Here is a 17,717-nt window from a genome sequence, read left to right on the forward strand (position 1 = left end):
TTTCCGTGCTCATCGAGAGGTCGCGCCCGAGTCCGAGACCGCCAGTACCTGGAGCATCGCCCGCAGGGCGCGGCCATCGGGATCGAGACGCACCGCGTGCTCGATCGCGTCCTGAGCGCCCGCGTCATCCTCCAGTCGCCGCGCGGCGAGCGCAAGCCCGGTCCAGCCGAACGCGTCGGTCGAATCGCGCGCGACGATCCCTTCGTAGACGCGGCGCGCGCGCGCGTAGCGCCCGGCGCGCAGCTCCGCGACGCCCCATTGCCGCGTCACGTTCGGGCTCGGCAACAATTCGGCCGCCTGCGCATAGGCGTCCGCGGACGGCACGAAGCGCCGGCGGTCGGCCTCGCTCTGCCCGATGAACTGCCAGGTCACGGCGCGCTCGAAGGCGATCCGCCGCGGCGGCTCGGTGACGAAGCGCCGCACGCGCTCGAGCCCGCGCGCGAGATCGCCGTGATGTGCGAGCCACTGGACCGTGGGCATCGCGCACGCCAGCACCAGCGCCGGCGCGAGGGCGGCCGCGCGCGGCGAGGCGCGCAGGGTCTCGCCCGCGAGCCACGCCGCGACCAGCGCCAGCGCCACGCCGGTCGCCGCGAAATCGTCCCAGTCCCGGAACAGGCCCTGCCCGGGATGGATCCACGGCATCACCAGCAGGAACGGCAGCGCGAGCGACAGCAGCACCACGGCGTCGCGCCGGCGCACGTGGTGGGCCGCCGGCCATGCGAGGGTCGGCACGAGCGGCGCAAGCGGGACGAGGAAGATCAAGAGGTTCACGAGATCCGCCGGTCGAGCGCCGCCGAGCTCCCGCGCCAGGAACGACCCGCCGCGGAGCGCCTGCGGCGCGAAGTGCATCGGATCGATGTGCGTGACGATCCGGACGATGCGCGGCAGCATGAAGGCCAGCACGACCACCGGCGCGAGCGCCGCCCGCGCCAGGGCCGCGGGCTTCGCCCGAGCACCCGCGGGATCGCCGCGCGCCACCTGCATCCACGCGACGATCGCGACCGGCAGCAGCGCCAGCGCCGAGCGGTGGAAGAGCAGCGCCACCGCCAGCGTGAGCCCGAGTCGCGCGAGGCCGCGGCCGGTGCGCGCCGCGCGCAGCGCGTGGACCCCACACGCCGCGGTCAGCACCGCCATCTCGGCGAAGGCCTTGTTGTAGCCGGTGAACAGCGTGAGCGCGCCGCCCCAGAACACGATCGCGCCGCAGGCCAGCGCCGCCGCCCCGCGCAGCTCGAGCACCCGCGCGAACGCCACCGCGCACAGCGCCAGCAGCCCCGCGTCGCACGCCCCGATCAGCCGCCCGGGCAGCGCGGCGCTCACGCCCAGCGCATGGATCATCGCGCTCGCAAGTTGATGATGCAGGGCGAGGTCGAGCGGGAGCGCCTGTGGATACCAGGCCGCGGGAATCAACCCTTGCACTTCGAGCGTGCGCTGGCGCAGCAGCGCGTCGCCCACGAATCGCACGCGATCGGGAAACACCAGCACCAGGATCGCGGCCGCCAGGGCCGGGGCGACGAACGCGGCGGCGGGCGAGCGCGTCGCCGCATCGCCGAGCCGCGCCGCCGGCGCCGCGAGCGCGCGCGCGACCGGCGGCAACAACGGGAGCGCGCCCAGCAGCCACAGCGGCCAGCTCCAGATCGGCGCGAGATCGCGCTGCGCCGCCAGGCTCCAGCCCCAGGTGCCCGGCAGAAAGGTGAACGCGGCGCGCGCGGCGAGGATCAGCGCCAGCGTGAGCCACAGCGCGCGGGCGCCGTCGCCGCCCGCAGCCGACATTCCGGTCGAGCCGGCGTCGCGATCAGGGGACGACATGCAGCGAGTCCCCGCGCGCCAGCATGTTTAGGATGCCGATCGCCTCGGGTCGCGAAGGCTCGAGCTGCCGCGCGATCATCGCCGCCCGCCACGCTTCGGCGCGATCGGCGAGATTGACCGAGTTGTTGGCGATGCCGAGCCAGCCCACGGTGGCTTCGGGCGAACGTGCCACCAGCTTGCGATACACCTCGCGGGCCGCGGCCCAGTCGTGGCGATCCTCCTCGGCCAGCGCCCACTCGAGCAGGATTCTCGGACTGGGCGCGAAATCGGCCGCCTTCGCGAACGACGCCACCGCCTGGTCTCGCCGGTCGAGCGCCAGCTGGCGCTCGGCGACAAACGACCACAGGAGCGCGCGCTCCGTGTCGCTCCGCCGCGGCGGACCCTCGAGATACGCCTCGATCCGGTGGAAGCCCGCCGTGATCTGGTTCTGGAGCAGCAGATGTTCGAGCGCCGCACCGGCGGTCACCAGCGCCAGCGCCGGCACCAGCCAGGCGCGCGCCGGAGTCGCGCGCAGCGTGTCCCCGAACAGCAGCGCGCTGGCCAGCGCCAGCGACACCAGCGAGGGCGCGAACACGTCGTAGTCGCGGAACAATCCCTGGCGCGGATGAACGAACAGCAGAATCAGCAGCGCGGGAACCACCAGCGCCAGCAGCACCACCCACTCGCGGCGACGCGCCGCCAGCGCGCTGCCCGGCGCCAGCGCGACGATCGGCGCGAGCAGCAGGAGCGGCGTCTCCTGCCCGATCAGGTTCAGGATCTCGAGCAGATGCATGGGGGCGAACGCGGCGCCGGCGATGGCCCCGGGCGAGCGCCCGGTCGGCGCGAGATGCGCGGCGTCGGTCACCTTCATCGACGCGATCAGTTGCGACGAGAACAGTCCCGCGGCGAGGAACGGCGCGGCCAGCGCGGCGAGTCGCGGAAGACTCGCCGCCGCGGCTCGCGCGCCGTGCGCCCGCCACCACAGCACGCCGGCCACCGGCGGCAGGAGGAGCAGCGTGATCGCCGAGCGATGGACGGCGAGCGCCGCGATGATCGCGATCGCCATCCACCAGGCGCCGCGTCCGGTGCGCGCGAAGCGCAGCGCCGCGACGCCGGCCCCGACCGTCAGCACCGTCAGCTCGACGAAGCCCTTGCCGTAGCCGGTGAACATGCCGAGCAGGCCGGTCGCGCACACGCTCGCGAACGCGGCGACCAGCGCGGCTCCCGACAGGCCCAGCTCGCGCCCGAACACGATCGCCAGCGCCGCCAGCGCTCCGGCCTCCGCCGCCCCCAGCACGCGCTCCCAGGTGTTGGTGTCGGCGACGTCCATGGACTGGAGGATCACGGGGAAATGGTGGTGGAGAAACACGTCGAGCGGCAGTGCCTGGGGGAACACGAGGTCGACAGGGATCTGGCCGCGGGCGCAGCCGAGGCGCAGCAGGAAATCGCCCACCAGCCAGACGCGATCGGGAAGCAGCGCGACCAGCGCGGCGGTGAGCGCCACCAGCACCACCGCCTCCGGAAACGCCCGGCGCGCCAGTGAATCGCCGAGCGCTGCGAGTCGTGGCTCGAGCCGGCGCGCGAGCGGCGGCGCCAGCGCGAGTGCGGCGAGCGCCGCCATCGTCCACCCCGCGATCGGCAGGAAGCGCGCGGCGTTGAATCCCCACGCCCACATGCCGGGCGCGAACGTGAGCCCGGCGCGCGCCGCCACCAGCGCGCCGAGACCGATCGCCAGCGCCCGCGAGGCGCGAGCGCCGCCGGCCGAATCGAGCCGCGGCGCGGTCGGAAGCGGAGGCGGCCGGCCTTCGCGGCGCTTGACGGAGCGCGCGACCGCCTCCTTCTGCTCGGCGCCACGGCGGTGCCGGGCGCGCCGATCAGAAGGCGAGGTCGTCATCGGCCTCGAGCCGGATCCCTTCCGGATCGTGGATCTGAGCGCCGCGCCCGATGGCCTCGCGCGCCGCGGTGCCCAGCGCGCGCTGCAGCAGACTCGGTCGCGGCCGGCGCAGCTCGAGCGGCTCGATCTTCTGCCCCTCAGGAATCCCGGCCAGCTTGCGCGCGTGGGCGATCGCCTGATCGAGGCCGCCGATCTCGTCGATCAGCCCGCGCTCGAGCGCGTCATCCCCGAGCCACACCCGGCCCTGCGCCACTTCCAGCACCCGTTCGCGCGGCAGCTTGCGCGCCGCCGCCACCTTGTCGATGAACTCGTCGTACGAGCGACGGATCGACGAGTCGGCGCTGGCCTGGAGCTCGGCGTCCCAGTCCTGATTGAACGAGCCGCCGCGCATGAAGGCGCCGCGCTCGATCGCCTGCTGCCTGACGCCCTGCTTCGCGTAGAAGCCCTCGAGCGACGGATGCGTGAACACCACGCCAATCGAGCCGGTGCGCGTGGCGCGGTCGGCGAAGATCCGATCGGCGGGAAGCGCGATGTAGTAGCCGCCGCTCGCTCCGAGCAGTCCCATCGAGACCACCAGCGGCTTCCGGGTCTCGCGCTTGAGATGCTGGAGTGCGTGGTAGATGAGATTCGAGGCCAGCATCTCGCCGCCCGGGCTGTCGATGCGCAGCACCACCGCGCCGACGTCGGGCGCGCGGAACGCGGTGTGGAGCTGGCGGGCCAGCGTGCTCGAGCCGAGCGTCCCGCCTTCGAGCAGATCGTTGCCGCTGTCGCCCGACTCGATCGCGCCGGTCGCGTAGACGATCGCGATGCCGCGCGGGACGCGCCACTCACGGCGTGCCGGCGGATGCTGGTCGAGCGCTACGGCGCGCGCCGCGCGCCCGAGCTTCGCCAGCCGCTGGAGCTCGGCGAGCGCCTGCTCGCGATAGCCGACGGAATCGATCACGCCGGCCTTCTGCAGCTCGGCCGAGCTCCACTGGCGGCCGTCGAGCAGGGCTTCGAGCCGCGCGCGATCGATGTGGCGCGCGTCGCTCACCGTGGCGACGAACGACTCCTGCACCTGGTCGAGCAGGTGCTCGATCGCCTCGCGATCGGGCGCGGGCATCGAGTCCACGCTGTAGTTGCGATAAGCCGACTTGTACTGGCCGATCGACGAGCGATCCACGCGCACCCCCCAGCGCGCGAGCAGGCCTCGGTAGTAGCGCTCCTCGATGCGCAGTCCGAGCTGCCAGAACAGCGCGCTTTCGCTCGCGAACACCCGATCGCACGCCGAAGCCAGCAGCAGATCGCCGCGGCCGCCGCCCTCTTCCAGGTAGGCGACCACCGGCTTGCCGGCCGCGCGCAGCCGGCTGAGGCGCGGGCGAAGCTCTTCGATCGCCGCCGAGTTGCGCGCCCCGCCGAGGTCGAGCAGCACGCCACGCGTCAGCGGATCCTCCAGCGCGCGGTCGAGCTGGCGGCGAACCGGATCGATCGAGGTCTGGCCGTTCAGGCCGCCGAGCAGCGAGATCTCGGTGAGATCCTCGTCGCCCAGCGAGCCGGTCACCGTCAGGTGCGCGACGCGCTTCGCGGTCGGGGGAATGAGCCGCGTCGGCTCTTCGCCGGAGTGGAACGACAGCGAATAGGTGGTCCAGTCGGCCCGCTCGGAGCGGGGCGCGACGCCGGCGATGGTCGGCGGGCTGCTCGAGGGGCCGGGGGAGAACGCCGCCGCGCCGCTCGCGCCGGGGAGCCGCAGCGTGAGGCCGACTTCGTAGCGATGGCTCCCCACGCCGCCGGCGGTGATCACGACGCCTGAAAGCAGCTCGAGGTCGCCCCCCCAGCGCCATTGCCGATCGTCCTTCGGCGCAGCTTCGGGGATGACGCGATCGGCGAAGAGCGTGAGGCGCGTGCCGACGGTGTGCGCCGCCGCGCCCTCGAGCGCGAGCGGTCGAATCGCCGCGCCCACGGTGTACTCGCGATTCAGCACCACGCCGCCGGCGTGAGGCTGGAACAGATGGTCCACGGTGGCGCCGAGCGACAGCCACGGCGCCGGGCGCGACAGCGCGCCGACGCGGCTGTCCGCGTACTCGGGCGCGGCGAGATCGGGGCCCGCCCACTCCGGCGACCAACCAAGTCGGAACAACGGCGAGCCGCCGGCCAGCGAGAAGCCGAAGCGCTGCTCCACGTTGACGTGGCGCGTATAGCGAAGGCCGAATCCATGAATCGCGCCGAGCGCGTCGCAGGTGACGTCGTTTCCGAACTCGTCGCGCGTGTAGTCGAGCAACAGCTCGCCGGGATGGCGCAGCCCGACCAGCGCCGGATTGAAGATCGTGCCGAGCGCGCCGTCGGCGGTGGCGACGCCTTCGAAGCCGGTGCGCGGAAACTCCGCCGCCCTCGCGGGGCGCGACGCGCCGAGCACGACCAGCGCCAGTCCGACCGAGAGGGCGCGACAGCGGGCGCCGGTTCCGCGCATCGCGCTACTGCGAGACGGTGACGCCGATCCGCGGGCAGTAGGCCGCGATCGGACAGCTCGAGCAGCGCGGCTTGCGCGCGTTGCAGACACGGCGGCCGTGCAGGATCAGCCAGTGCGAGAACAGCGTCCAGCGCTCCCTGGGAATGACCGGCATGAGCGCGAACTCGATCTTCACCGGGTCCTTCTCGCGCGTGAGCCCGAGCCGGTGAGAGAGCCGCGCGACATGCGTGTCCACCACCAGCCCGGGAATGCCGAAGGCGTTGCCGAGCACCACGTTCGCAGTCTTGCGGCCGACGCCGTGCAGCGCGGTCAGTTCCTCGAGCGTCCTCGGCACCTCGCCGCCGTGCTTCGACACGATGTCCGCGCAGCACGCGCGGATCGCCTTCGCCTTGTTGCGATAGAAGCCCGTCGAGCGGATGACTTCCTCGAGCTCGGCCTGGGGGGCTCTCGCCAGCGCCTCGGCGTCGGGATACTTCGCGAACAACCCCGGCGTCACCATGTTCACCCGCTCGTCGGTGCACTGCGCGGAGAGAATGGTCGCGATCAGGAGCTGGAGCGGGGTGTTGAATCGCAGCTCGGTCCCGGCGTCCGGGTAGAGCGAGTGCAGCTCCTCGAGGATCGACGTGACGCGCGCGGGATCGGGCGGGACGAAACGGCGACCCGCGCGCGAACCATGCGCGCGGCGCGACGCGGAGGGCGCCGCGCGCTTGGCGCTGGCGCGCGCCTGGCGCCGTCCCGGCGTCGCGCGCGGCCGGCCGCGCCCGGGAACGCTGGATCTGCGCGACGGTTTCTGGCGCGAACGCGGGGACTTTCGAGGCATGGCCGCGCGAGACTAGTGGACGATCGGGTGGGCTTCAAGAACCCGCGCAGGATCGCCCGGCGCTCGGCGCGGCGGAGTCGCGTGCTACGCTCCGCGTTCCATGGTGGCCTCTTCATCCTCCCCGCGACGCGGTGGCCGTCCAGCGGAATCGAAGAGTCGCGCCGCGAAGCCGGGCCGGCCGCGCGCGGCGCCGAGCTCCGCCCCCTCCCTGCCGGCGCGGCTCGACGCGCGGCTCGATCGGCTTGGGCCGCGCGTGGTGGTGGTCGCGATCGCCCTGTACGCCCTGGTCTATTTGATCGTGTGCGCGATCAAGTACCGCGACTACCTCTACAAGGATTTCGATCTCGCGATCTTCGTTCAGGCCACCGATCGCATCCTGCACGGCACCACCTTCAGCTCGATTCGTGGCATGTCGTGGCTCGGCGACCATTCCTCGCTGGTGCTGTTTCTGCTCGCGCCGCTGTGGGCGGTGGCGCCCCATCCCTTCACCCTGCTCGCGGTGCAGACCCTGGCGCTCGCACTCGGCGCGTGGCCGCTCTACCGGCTGGCGCGGCGGACGCTGCCGGGCGGCACGCTGCCGGTGACCGTCGCGCTCCTCTATCTGATGTATCCGGCGGTCGGCTACACCAATCTGTTCGAATTCCATCCCGAGACGCTGGCGACCGGCGCCCTCCTCGCACTGCTCGACGCGTTCGACGCCGGGCGACTGCGCGCGGCGCTCCTGTGGGCCGCGTTGGCGTTGAGCTGCCGGGAAGACGTGGCGTTGCCGGTGATGGGGATCGCGGTGCTCGCCGCCCTGCCGGGACGGGCGCGCCGGGTCGCGTTCGCCGCCGGGCTCGCGGGTCTCGCGCTGCTCTCGATCGCCGTCACGTTCGCGTGGCTCAAGCCCACCTTCAATTCGGGCGAGGCGGAGTACGGGCGCATGTACGCGGCGTGGGGATCGACGCCGGCCAGCGCGATCCTCCATCTGCTCACGCATCCACTGCAGGCGCTGGCCGCGCTCACCGGCACGCCCGACAATCCGGGCGACACGCTCGCCAAGCGCGAGTATCCGCTCCACCTGCTGCTGCCGCTGCTGGGGCTGCCGCTGCTCGCGCCGCTCCAGCTCCTGCCTGCGCTGCCGGTGGTGCTGGAGCACTTCTGGTCGGAGCGCCGGCCGCAGCACACCATCGTGTTCCAGTACACGGCGCTGGTGACGCCGTTTCTGATGAGCGCCACCGTGGCCGGCATGCGGCGCCTCGTCGACTGGCGGCGCGGCGCGGGGGCGCGGACGCCTCCGCCGTGGATCGCGCCGCTGGCGCTGATCGCTTCGGTCGCCTGCAACGTCCTGTTCGGGCCGCTGTTCGGGATGCACCTGCTGCAGCGCGTGCCGCGCAACGAAGCGATCGTCGCGCCGGAATACGAGCGCACGCTCGACCCCTATCGGGAACGCATGCTCGCCCGGGTGCCGCGCGAGGGCGGCGTGGTGGCCGGATTCGAGTTCCTGGCGCGGCTCGCGCGTCGCGACCAGATCTATTCGATCCACCACATCCTGACCGGCCGCTACACCTACTCCGACCGGCCCTATCCCATCCCCCGCGACGTGCGCGCGGTGCTCGCCGACATGGCGGGACAGATCCCCAACCTGCGTTTCGACTCGGGCCAGAGAATGGGGCGGCTGCTGTCCGAGAACGATCTGCATCCGGTGGATGCGGCGGGCTCGCTGCTGCTGTTCCTGCGCGGGGCGCGCGACAGCGTGCCGTTGCTGCGCTACCTGCCGCCGCGGCCCGACACTTCGGCCGCCTTCATCACCGACGGCCAGCTCGCCTTCTACGACGCCGACCCGCTGCCCGACTCGGTGGCGCGCGGCGCGCTGCTGCCGATTCGCACGCGCTGGCGCCGGGTGGGACCCGCCACCCGCCAGTACCTGATGCAGGTGCGCGTCTATCACGAGGGCGATTTCACGCGTGCCGCCTACGGCCGCAATCGCCCGATCGCCTACGGCCTGCTGCCGCTCGCCGACTGGCCGGCGGATTCGCTGGTCGAGGAGACCTATCGGCTCGAGATGTCGACGATTCTCACGCCCGGCGTCTATCGCGTCGCGCTCCTGCCGCAGGCCGAGGATTCGCTCGCGCACCCGGTCGGTTCCCAGTACAGCATGCGGCACCCCTACGAAGGCGGAGAGATCGTCAATCTCGGCACGGTGCGCGTGTTCGAGGACCGCGGGCATTGAGCGAACGGCGCGGCTTCGCGATCGTGCTGGCGCTGATGGCGGCGCACGTTGCGCTCTACGAAACGCTGTCGGTGGTGAAGTTTCGCTACTACCTGTACCGCGACTTCGATCTCGCCATCTTCACGCAGGCCGTGAACGGGCTGCTGCATGGCACGGCCTTCAGCTCGATCCGCGGCATGAACTGGCTCGGCGATCACAGCTCCCTGATCCTCATTCCTCTCGCGCCCCTGTTCCTGATCGCGCCCCATGCGCTGACGCTGCTCACCCTTCAGACCGTGGCGCTGGCACTCGGCGCGCTGCCGCTTTGGGCGTTGGCGCGCCGCGAGCTGCCGGGCGTGGCGCCGCCGTTGATCGCGGTCGCGCTCTATCTGCTCCATCCGGCGCTCGGCTATCTCAACCTGTTCGAGTTCCACCCCGAGACGCTCGCCACGCCGCTCCTCATTTGGTGCGCCTGCGAGCTGCGGGGTGGCTCGCCGCGCCGGGGGCTGTTCGCCGCCGCGCTGGCGCTGCTCGCACGCGAGGACGTGGCGCTGGCGATGCTGGGCCTCGCGGCGATCGTGGCCGTGGCGCCACGCCATCGCCAGCCGAAGCTCGCGGCGGCGCTCGCGCTGCTCGCGATCGCGAGCCTCGCTCTCAGCTTCGGCGTGCTGCGGCCGTGGCTGCAGGCCGGGCAGTCGGAGTACGGGCTGCTCTACGCGCGCTGGGGGGCGACTCCCGGCGCGCAGCTCCTGCAACTGATCACGCATCCGCTCGCGGCGCTCGCGGCGTTCTGGAGCACGCCCGGGAGTCCCGCCGACACCCTCGCCAAGCGCGAGTTCTGGCTGCATCTCTTCCTGCCGGCGAGCGGCCTCGCGCTGCTCGCGCCGCTCTGGCTCCTGCCGTCGTTGCCGATCCTCGCCGAGCATCTGCTCTCCGAGCGCATCCATCAGCACGCGATCGCGTTTCAGTACACCGCGCTGATCTTGCCGTGGATCAGCGTCGCCTCGGTGATCGGGCTCGGCGCGCTCACCCGCCGCGCTCGGGGGCGAGCCTGGCCGGGGGTTGCGGCGCTGCTGATCGCCCTCGCCTGCCAGTGGATGTTCGGACCCGTCATCGGCCACCGGCTCCTGCAGAGCCAGCCGCGCAACGAAGCGATCTGGCCGGACGGCGAGGAACGCGCGATGAAACCCATTCGTGACGCGATGGTGGCGCGGTTGCCGCGAGCCGGAGCACTGGTCGCCGGCAACGAGTTCCTGCCGGGGCTGGCGCTGCGCCCCGACGTGCATGCCGCGCGGCACGTGGTGACCGGACACTACACTGCTTCGACGCGTGCCTACCCGCCTCCGGTCGGGGTTCGCGCGTTGCTCGTGGACTTCTCGGCCGAGATCCCCTCGATGGACTTCGACGCCGGCCGCCGACTGCGTGCGTTCCTCACCGACAACGGATTGCGCCCGGTCGAAGCGGCGTCGGGAACGGTACTGATGCTCGCGGATACCGCGGACTCGCTCGAGCTCTACCGCGTCGGCGCGAGATTCTCGGGCGAACGACTCGACCTCGTGGCCGACGACCAGCTGCGCTTCGTCGGCGCCGAGCGGCTCGATTCCGCGGTGGCGCGGGGCGGCCTGCTTCGGGTCGCCCTCTACTGGCAGCGCGTCGCGCCCGCCAATCGCCGCTACGTGGCCAAGCTCGTTTGGACACGTGACGGTCGAATCGTCTCCGACTCCCGTCCCTGGCCGCTGGGCTACGGAATCCTGCCGCCCGCCGACTGGCCGCTGGATTCGCTGGTTCGCGAAATCCACTCGGTGCTGGTGCCGCTCTCGCTCGCGCCGGGAAGCTACGTGCCGGCGTTTCGCCTCGCGGCCGTGGATTCGAGCGGGGAACAGAGCCCGACCTTCGTGCGCCCGCGTCCCGATGCGCCCGCCGAGCTCATGAACCTCGTGGGCCTGGGGCGGATCGTGGTGCGGTGACGCGGCCGCCCGGCTCGCTGCGCTCGCGACCCGGGGCGGGGGATCTCCCCGCGCGCGGAAACGAATCGGCGCCCCCGGTCGTCGTGCCGGGGGCGCCGTGGCCATCGATCGTTTCAGCGAGCGGCTAGAAGCCCCATTGGAGACCGCCGCGCACGCCGGTGCCGTTGGCGTTCACCACTTCTCGATAGTTGGTGCCGTCGAGCGCGGTCAGATTGCGCGAGGGCGAGCTCTGATTCATGAACGCCTCGCCGGTGATGCGCAGCTGCTTCGAGAGCGCAAGTCCGAGACCTCCCCACGCCTGCCAGCCCCAGCCTCCGAAGGTCGCGTTGTAGGAAGTGTTGTTGGCGTAGTCGTTGGAGTTCAGGAACAACATCTCGTACCCGCCGGCGATTCCCGCGTAGGGAACCAGGACCATGTTGCTGCCGCCGCTCAGCTGCAGGAACGCCAGGATCGGAACCAGATCCGAGTTGGCGCTCGCCAGCACGCGCTGCGGCGTGATGGTGGTGCCGGCCTGAGTGAACGGATTGCCCGCGAGCGTGGTCTGGTTCTGCGAGCGATGCGACCACTCGGCCATGCCGCCGATCTGCACGTGCGGATCGAATTGCGGGCCGCCGCGCAGCGCGACATCGAAGCTGTTGTTGCCGCCCGCGTCGGGCTGGTAGAAGCCGCCGAGGATCGACATCGGCACCGGAGTCGCGGGCCCGTGCGTGCTGGTCGAGGGATACGGGCGCGGCGTGTAAGGACGGGGCGAGTAGTGGATGTATCCGCTGGTCGGAACGAACACCATGCGACCGTAGGCGTGATACCCGCCGTAGCCGTAGGGACGGTATTCGTAGGCCGGCCGCACCTGCGGAAGCGGAACCTGAACGATGGTGGCGACCGAAGGCGTGATCGTGAACATGCTGGCTTCGAGGGCGGTGGTCGGTGCGGTGAGCGATCCCGCCGACGAGGTCCCCGCGAGCGCGGCGACGAGCGCGAGCGGAGAGAGGGATCGGATGAGGCGCATGGCGTGCTCCACGAGATGGGGCGGCCGATCGAACTGCGTGACTACGACCGTATGAGGCATTCCCCGTGCCGGGTAACCTTCTTGCCTCTTCTGCCTAAATGATACTCCAAGCCGCGGCGAATATCGCTCGATTCCGTGCGCTCGCGGTCCATCGGCCGTCCCGGACGGTACGCGTCCGGGTGGTCCAAATGTCACGAACTGTTGCGGGCCCGCCGCACCCGATGCTAGCGTCCCGCACTCTTTCGGAGCCCGCATGCCTCTGCCGCCGTCACTCGCGCCTCTTGTGATGCTCTCCGTGCTACTGGCGGCTACGCCTTCCACTTCGCCCCCTGCCGCCGGGCCGTCCTCTCCCACCCTGGCGGTCGAGGACACCATGCACACGGCGGTGCCCGAGGTGCTCATCCGGGCCCCCCGCGTCACCTTGAACGAGATCCTGGACCGGGTGGCGCGCGGCGAGGCGCGCCGGGACTCCCTGATGCGGGATCAGACCTTCCTGTTCAGCGTTCGGGTGCTCTCGACCAGCCTGAACGGCTCGAAGCCTCCCGACCTGCTCGCCGAGACCGTGACCCGCGTTTACAAGAAGCGACCTGACAAGGTGCGCAGCCTGACCCTGCGGGAATGGCAGAAGAAACCCGACAAGAAGAAGGACGACGACCAGCCGGTCGACGTCAACTTCCGCTCGGATATGAGCGAGGAGATCGTCAACTTCGCGTTCCGGCCCGAAAATCGGCGCGACTTCAACTACCGGATCGTGGCCCGCGACCTGGTGGGAAACCACCTCATCTACCGGATCGCGTTTCAGCCGCGATCTTCGGTGGACCCGCTGACCCCGAGCGGGCTGGTGTGGGTGGACACCAACGACTTCGTGATCGTCCGTCAGGAAGTGAACTTCGAACGTTCGCCGGTGCCGCTCCTGCTCAAGGGCATCCGCCGCATGGTGATCGAGCGCGTGCAGTCGGGCCCCTTCTGGGTGCTGGGGCGCGTGCTGATCCGGATCGAGCTGACCGTGCCGCTGCCGCAGATCGGCCGCGCGTTCGACGTCGCGATGCGTTTCGACCAGTACGCGATCAATACCGGGCTCGCCGACTCGCTGTTCGTGGCGGCGAAGAAATGAGCCGGCGGGGCGGCGTCTTCCCGTGCATGCCCGGGCTCGCGATGACGCTCCTCGCGCTGGTGCTGGTGAGCGCTCCGGCCCTCGCCCAGGCGAGCCGCGATTCGCTCGGCGCGACGGCCGACAGCTCGCTCGCGCGCTACCTGCAGTCGCTGCGCGACTCGACCGATCTGTATTTCGCCGGCAGCGCGCCGCCGGTCGACACCACCGGACTCGACAGCGCGCAGGCGTTCGCCTTCGCGCATCCGGGCAGGCACTATCAGTCGCACCGGCTCAGCTTCGGGGCGTGGCCGTGGGTGGGCTTCAATCGCGTGGACGGACCCCGCTACGGCGCGGGTGCGAGCTTCGGCCGGCGCGGCTGGATCGGTGAATTCACCGGCAAGGTCGCCTACGCCGTCGGCCCCGACACCTGGCTCGGCTCGGGACGCTGGGACAAATGGCTGCGTGAAGGAACGCGCCGCTGGAAGTTCTCGATCGAAGCCGGTCGGCTCACCGCGCTCATGAATCGTGATCGCGTCGATCCCTACTTCAGCGAGCTGCAGGGCTTGCTGACCGGCAACGACACCCAGCGCTACCTGCGCCGTGACGGCCTGGAGGCCGCGGTCGCGGTGGCGCATCCAGCGTGGCGCGGCGCCGTGACGTTTCGTGACCAGCTCGAGTCGCCGCTTCCGGTGACGGCGAGCTGGAGCCTCACCGACGATCCGCTCACGGTGCCCGACAACCTGCCGGCGACGCGCGCGCGCGTCCACGAGCTGGGTTACTCGCTGGCGATGCGCGTCCCGCTCACCAACTTCACCGCCGAGGGCGGCTACTGGTCATCGAGCCATTCGATCGGCAGCAGTCTTGAATACCGCCGCGCGCGCGTCGCGCTGGGCGGCGACATCGGGCTCGGCCGCTGGTTCGCGCTCATCCCGCAGGCGGCCTACGGCCATGCGACCGGCGAGGCCGTGCCGCAGGAAGCGTTCTTCCTCGGCGGCACGACCTCGCTCCGCTCGATCCACGGCGACACCTACGGGGGCACCGGCGTCGCGCTGGCGCGGCTCGATCTGTACGAGATGCCCGACATCCTCGAGGTGCTGCACCTTCCGCATCCCGCGATGACGCCGATCCAGCTCGCGGCGTTCGTCGCCACCGGCTCGGTGTGGGGCACCGATCCCTACGGTGGGCCGCCGCGTGAGGGCGGCGACTGGCCGGACAAGGACGACTTCATCGGCGACGCGGGAGTCTCGGTTCTCTACCGGCCCGGGCTTCCCGATCCGGCGGCGTATCTCAAGATCAACTGGGGTTGGCGCCTCGGCCCGGGCGGAGGCAACTATCTGGTCTCGGTCGCCTATTCGCATGCCGTGGATCTGGTCCGCCGCGTCGCCGCGGACGACGACCAGTAGCCGGGGCGCGACGCGCGCCTCTCAGCGCAGCACCAGCACGCGCCGCACGTCGCCGCGACGCCCTTCCACCTGGAACTGGCAGAAGTAGAGCCCCGGCGGCGCCGGCACGCCGCGGTCGTCGGCCAGATCCCAGCGCACGCTGTGGGCGCCGGGTTGAAAATCCAGCGTGCCGAGCCTTCGAACCAGCCGTCCGGTGAGATCGTGGATCGAGAGCGAGACACGCGCGGCGCGCGTCATGTGGATCGGAATCGTCACCGACTTGCGCGCCGGCGATGGATAGGGCGCCCCCATCTGGATGGCGCGCTCGGGAGTCGCCGGGGGCGCGCTCGCCACGCTCGCCACTCCGAGGTCGCCGAGCTCGACGGTTCCATTCTTCCGGACGGTGATCACCGGCCGAATCAGGTTGCGGGGCTCGATCCGGCCGAGCAGAGGATTCACCAGCGAGTCCACCACCAGCCGCGAGCCCGGCGGGCTCGGGAACACGACCTCGAGCGCATAGCTTCCGGACGAGAGGCCGCCGAAGCGGACCGGATACTCGTCTTGCGAGAGATAGCCCGAGCCGCCGTCCACCACCCTCACCTGCTGGAATCCGGGCGGTCCATCCAGCGGCTTCAGGCGCACGGTCGCGCCGTACTCCGTCTGAGCTCCCCCTTCGTCGAGCACGTTCACCTGCAGGATCGCGCCGTCGATGCCCGGCCTCGATTGCAATTGGTTCCGATACAGCTCGCGATTCCAGCCGTCGCCCACCACCAGATCCACGTCGCCATCGCGATCGAAGTCGGCCCACGCCGCCATGTCCGGAATCACGTGCACCTGATCGAACAACGAATCGCGAACGAAGGTGCCGTCGCCCTGATTGAGCATCAGGCAGGCGTCCTTCCAGTCGCGGATCAGGTAGAGGTCCAGATCACCGTCTCCGTCCACGTCGGCCCAGTTGTCGCCCCACGCCAGGGCGTCGGCGGAAATCCCGGAGCTGGCGGTGACTTCCGTGAAATGGCCGTTGTCGTTCCGGAACAGATGCGGCCCGTCTTCGGCCCGGACGAACAGGTCGAGATCGCCGTCCTGATCGATGTCCTGGAAGCTGCAACCTTCGTCGAAGAGAATCGGCAGGCCGACGGCCTCGCGAACGTCGGTGAAATGCCCGGTGCCGTCGTTCTGGAACAGGTGACTCGCCGTGTAGAGGTCGAGGTAGCCGTCGTTGTTCCAGTCCACCGCCACCGCGCCCTCGGGCCGCAGCTCGGCGGGAATGTTGGCCAGCGCGACGCCAGACTCCAGGGTGACGTCGGTGAACGTGCCGTCGCCGTTGTTGTGATAGAGGAAGCTCTGGAACGGGTAGATGAACGAGTAGTAGGGAATGAACAGGTCCGGCCAGCCGTCGCCGTCGAAGTCGCCCCACACCGCCGTCTCGCCCGAGGCGACGATGTTCATGCCTTGAGACGGCGCGATGTCGACGAAGCCGGCCGGGCCGTCGTTGCGAAGCAGCCGCGTCGGCGTTGGTTCGCCTCCGTCGACGCCGGAATAACCCACCAGCACCAGATCGAGGTCGCCGTCACGATCGAAATCGCACCATGCGGCGCCGTGATAGTTGCCGGCGGCGAGCAGGTCCCGGAAGCCGGGAATCTCGTGAAAGACTCCGTCCGGGCCGTTCTCAAACAGGGGCAGGTCGGGGTAGCCGTCGCCATTGAAGTCGCCCCATGCGTCGGGCAGCGTGCCGTCGGCATATCGCGTGAACCCGGCGTCGATGTGCTGGAACGTGGTGCGCTCGTCGTTGTCGATGAATCCGTACGCCACGCTGTCGTCGACCACGGCCCCGATCGCGTGTGACAGCCGGACACGCATCCACTCGTTGCCCTCGAAGATCGTGTCGCCCTTCACCTCGACGATCAGATCGCTCACGGTGTCGCCGGGCGCGAGGCTCAGGAGACCACTCGATTGGACGTAGTCGCTGTCGGCCACCGTGGCGGTGCCGTCCTCGGTCGCGAACTCCGCGGTGACCAGGGAGTCGGAGGACGGCGCGAGTTGGACGTGGAAGATGAGGTAGCTGTATCCCGAGTCGCCCTCGAGCACGCGCGCGCCCTGGATGGACAGATGCGGTGTCGGATCATCGGGCAGCGTTCCGGCCCGCGCGCTCGCGGGCGCGAACGCCAGCCAGATCAGCAGAGCGGCAGACTCGAGACGCCGGGGTCGGCAACGCTCGGGGGAGCACGGCCCTCGATCCATCGAATCTCCACGCGACCTTCGGGTCAGGCGGGGTTTCCTTCCCGTGCGCGATCGTCCTGATCGCGGCGCATACCAAACAACCTACATCAATTGCCGCAAGGGATTCGCCGGGAAGCGCGAATGCCACAAAATTGCAACAAAGCGCCCCCGACGGATTGCTCCGCCGGGGGCATCGCCGCCGCAGCCGACCCGTCCCCTTGCCCTGGCACCTTTGCGGGGCGGCGCGTCGGACGTTTGAAACTCGAGGCCGGCTCGAACCGATCGGCGAGCCGGCCCGGCTGGATCTACATCACGCGCGTACGGGCGTTGTGCTTCTTCCGATAGATCTTGCTGCTCTGATGATTCTGAGCGGCGGTGATGCGCGCGCGTTCGCGCGGCGTCACCACGCCGTCCGCCTTCGCACGGCGTTCCACGCGATTCACGTGGCGCTGTCCGGCGCGCAGATTGGCCGCTTCGCCGCGGGTGAGCTGTCCGCTGTGCACGCCTTCGCGGATGCGAGCATGCTGATTGGCCTTGCGGGCGTCGATGCCGGGCGTCGAGTCGGCGAGCGCGAGGCTCGCCAGGGTCGCCATCGCCGCGGCGAACAGGACGATCATCAGGGTGCGCTTCATGGTCTCCTCCGTCAGGGGCGTTGGCCCCGTTTGAGGCGTCGGCTGGGAGCGCGGCCGTCGCGCATGCTGTCGTGCTACGCCGGGAGACAGGAGCAGTGTGCGTGCCGGGGGCCGCCATCGGCGCCCGCGATCTCGCCGCCGCAGCGACTTAGGGAACTCACTGGGCGGAATTTCCCGGCCGTTTGTGGCCCGGGTGTCCGCACCGGTTCACTGCTCGTGGCGCCCGCTGCACGCGCGGGGGCAGTTTGAAGGCCTTCCCTGCAAATCGCGGAGGATCTTGA

General features: G+C 70.6%; 11 protein-coding genes. 4 read left to right on the plus strand and 7 right to left on the minus strand.

Annotation, left to right across the window (positions count from 1 at the left end):
• Positions 1-9 precede the first annotated feature (9 nt).
• Genes VMJ70_00875 through nth form a run of 4 tightly spaced genes read right to left on the minus strand, consistent with a single transcriptional unit; the run spans position 10 to position 6,945 of the window.
• Positions 10-1,806 carry a hypothetical protein gene (locus VMJ70_00875; protein ID HTO89657.1) on the minus strand — a complete coding sequence of 599 codons (1,797 nt, stop codon included), beginning with the start codon at positions 1,804-1,806 and terminating at the stop codon, positions 10-12.
• A complete protein-coding gene (locus VMJ70_00880) occupies positions 1,793-3,679 on the minus strand; it encodes a hypothetical protein (protein ID HTO89658.1) in 1,887 nt (628 codons plus the stop codon). The genes VMJ70_00875 and VMJ70_00880 overlap by 14 nt, the downstream gene beginning before the upstream one ends.
• Entirely contained in the window at positions 3,660-6,125 is a 2,466-nt protein-coding gene (gene sppA, locus VMJ70_00885; GenBank protein ID HTO89659.1) for a signal peptide peptidase SppA, read from the minus strand. Before sppA ends, VMJ70_00880 begins: the two co-directional genes overlap by 20 nt.
• A 4-nt stretch (positions 6,126-6,129) precedes the next feature.
• On the minus strand, positions 6,130-6,945 hold the full coding sequence (gene nth, locus VMJ70_00890; protein HTO89660.1) for an endonuclease III: 816 nt from the start codon (positions 6,943-6,945) through the stop codon (positions 6,130-6,132).
• Between the two features lie 253 nt (positions 6,946-7,198).
• Here nth and VMJ70_00895 point away from each other — a divergent pair, with 253 nt between their 5' ends.
• Entirely contained in the window at positions 7,199-9,157 is a 1,959-nt protein-coding gene (locus tag VMJ70_00895; protein HTO89661.1) for a DUF2079 domain-containing protein, read from the plus strand.
• The gene (locus VMJ70_00900) at positions 9,154-11,103 is read left to right on the plus strand and encodes a DUF2079 domain-containing protein (protein HTO89662.1); all 1,950 of its coding nucleotides are present in this window, start codon (positions 9,154-9,156) and stop codon (positions 11,101-11,103) included. The genes VMJ70_00895 and VMJ70_00900 overlap by 4 nt, the downstream gene beginning before the upstream one ends.
• Positions 11,104-11,227: 124 nt before the next feature.
• Here VMJ70_00900 and VMJ70_00905 read toward each other — a convergent pair whose 3' ends face one another.
• Positions 11,228-12,109 carry a hypothetical protein gene (locus tag VMJ70_00905; protein ID HTO89663.1) on the minus strand — a complete coding sequence of 294 codons (882 nt, stop codon included), beginning with the start codon at positions 12,107-12,109 and terminating at the stop codon, positions 11,228-11,230.
• A 373-nt stretch (positions 12,110-12,482) separates the two neighbouring features.
• Here VMJ70_00905 and VMJ70_00910 point away from each other — a divergent pair, with 373 nt between their 5' ends.
• Positions 12,483-13,223: a hypothetical protein gene (locus VMJ70_00910; protein HTO89664.1), complete on the plus strand. Its 741-nt coding sequence runs from the start codon at positions 12,483-12,485 to the stop codon at positions 13,221-13,223.
• Positions 13,220-14,605 (plus strand): hypothetical protein, encoded by a 1,386-nt coding sequence (locus VMJ70_00915; GenBank protein ID HTO89665.1) that lies wholly within the window; start codon positions 13,220-13,222, stop codon positions 14,603-14,605. The genes VMJ70_00910 and VMJ70_00915 overlap by 4 nt, the downstream gene beginning before the upstream one ends.
• A 21-nt stretch (positions 14,606-14,626) precedes the next feature.
• On the opposite strand, the gene VMJ70_00920 is transcribed toward VMJ70_00915, so the two are convergent.
• Together VMJ70_00920 and VMJ70_00925 are read right to left on the minus strand one after the other, a co-directional pair.
• Positions 14,627-16,825 (minus strand): FG-GAP-like repeat-containing protein, encoded by a 2,199-nt coding sequence (locus VMJ70_00920; GenBank protein ID HTO89666.1) that lies wholly within the window; start codon positions 16,823-16,825, stop codon positions 14,627-14,629.
• 284 nt (positions 16,826-17,109) lie between these two features.
• Positions 17,110-17,436 (minus strand): hypothetical protein, encoded by a 327-nt coding sequence (locus VMJ70_00925; protein HTO89667.1) that lies wholly within the window; start codon positions 17,434-17,436, stop codon positions 17,110-17,112.
• Positions 17,437-17,717 lie beyond the last annotated feature (281 nt).

The organism is Candidatus Sulfotelmatobacter sp. (assembly GCA_035498555.1).
Taxonomy (GTDB): Bacteria; Eisenbacteria; RBG-16-71-46; order RBG-16-71-46; family RBG-16-71-46; genus DATKAB01.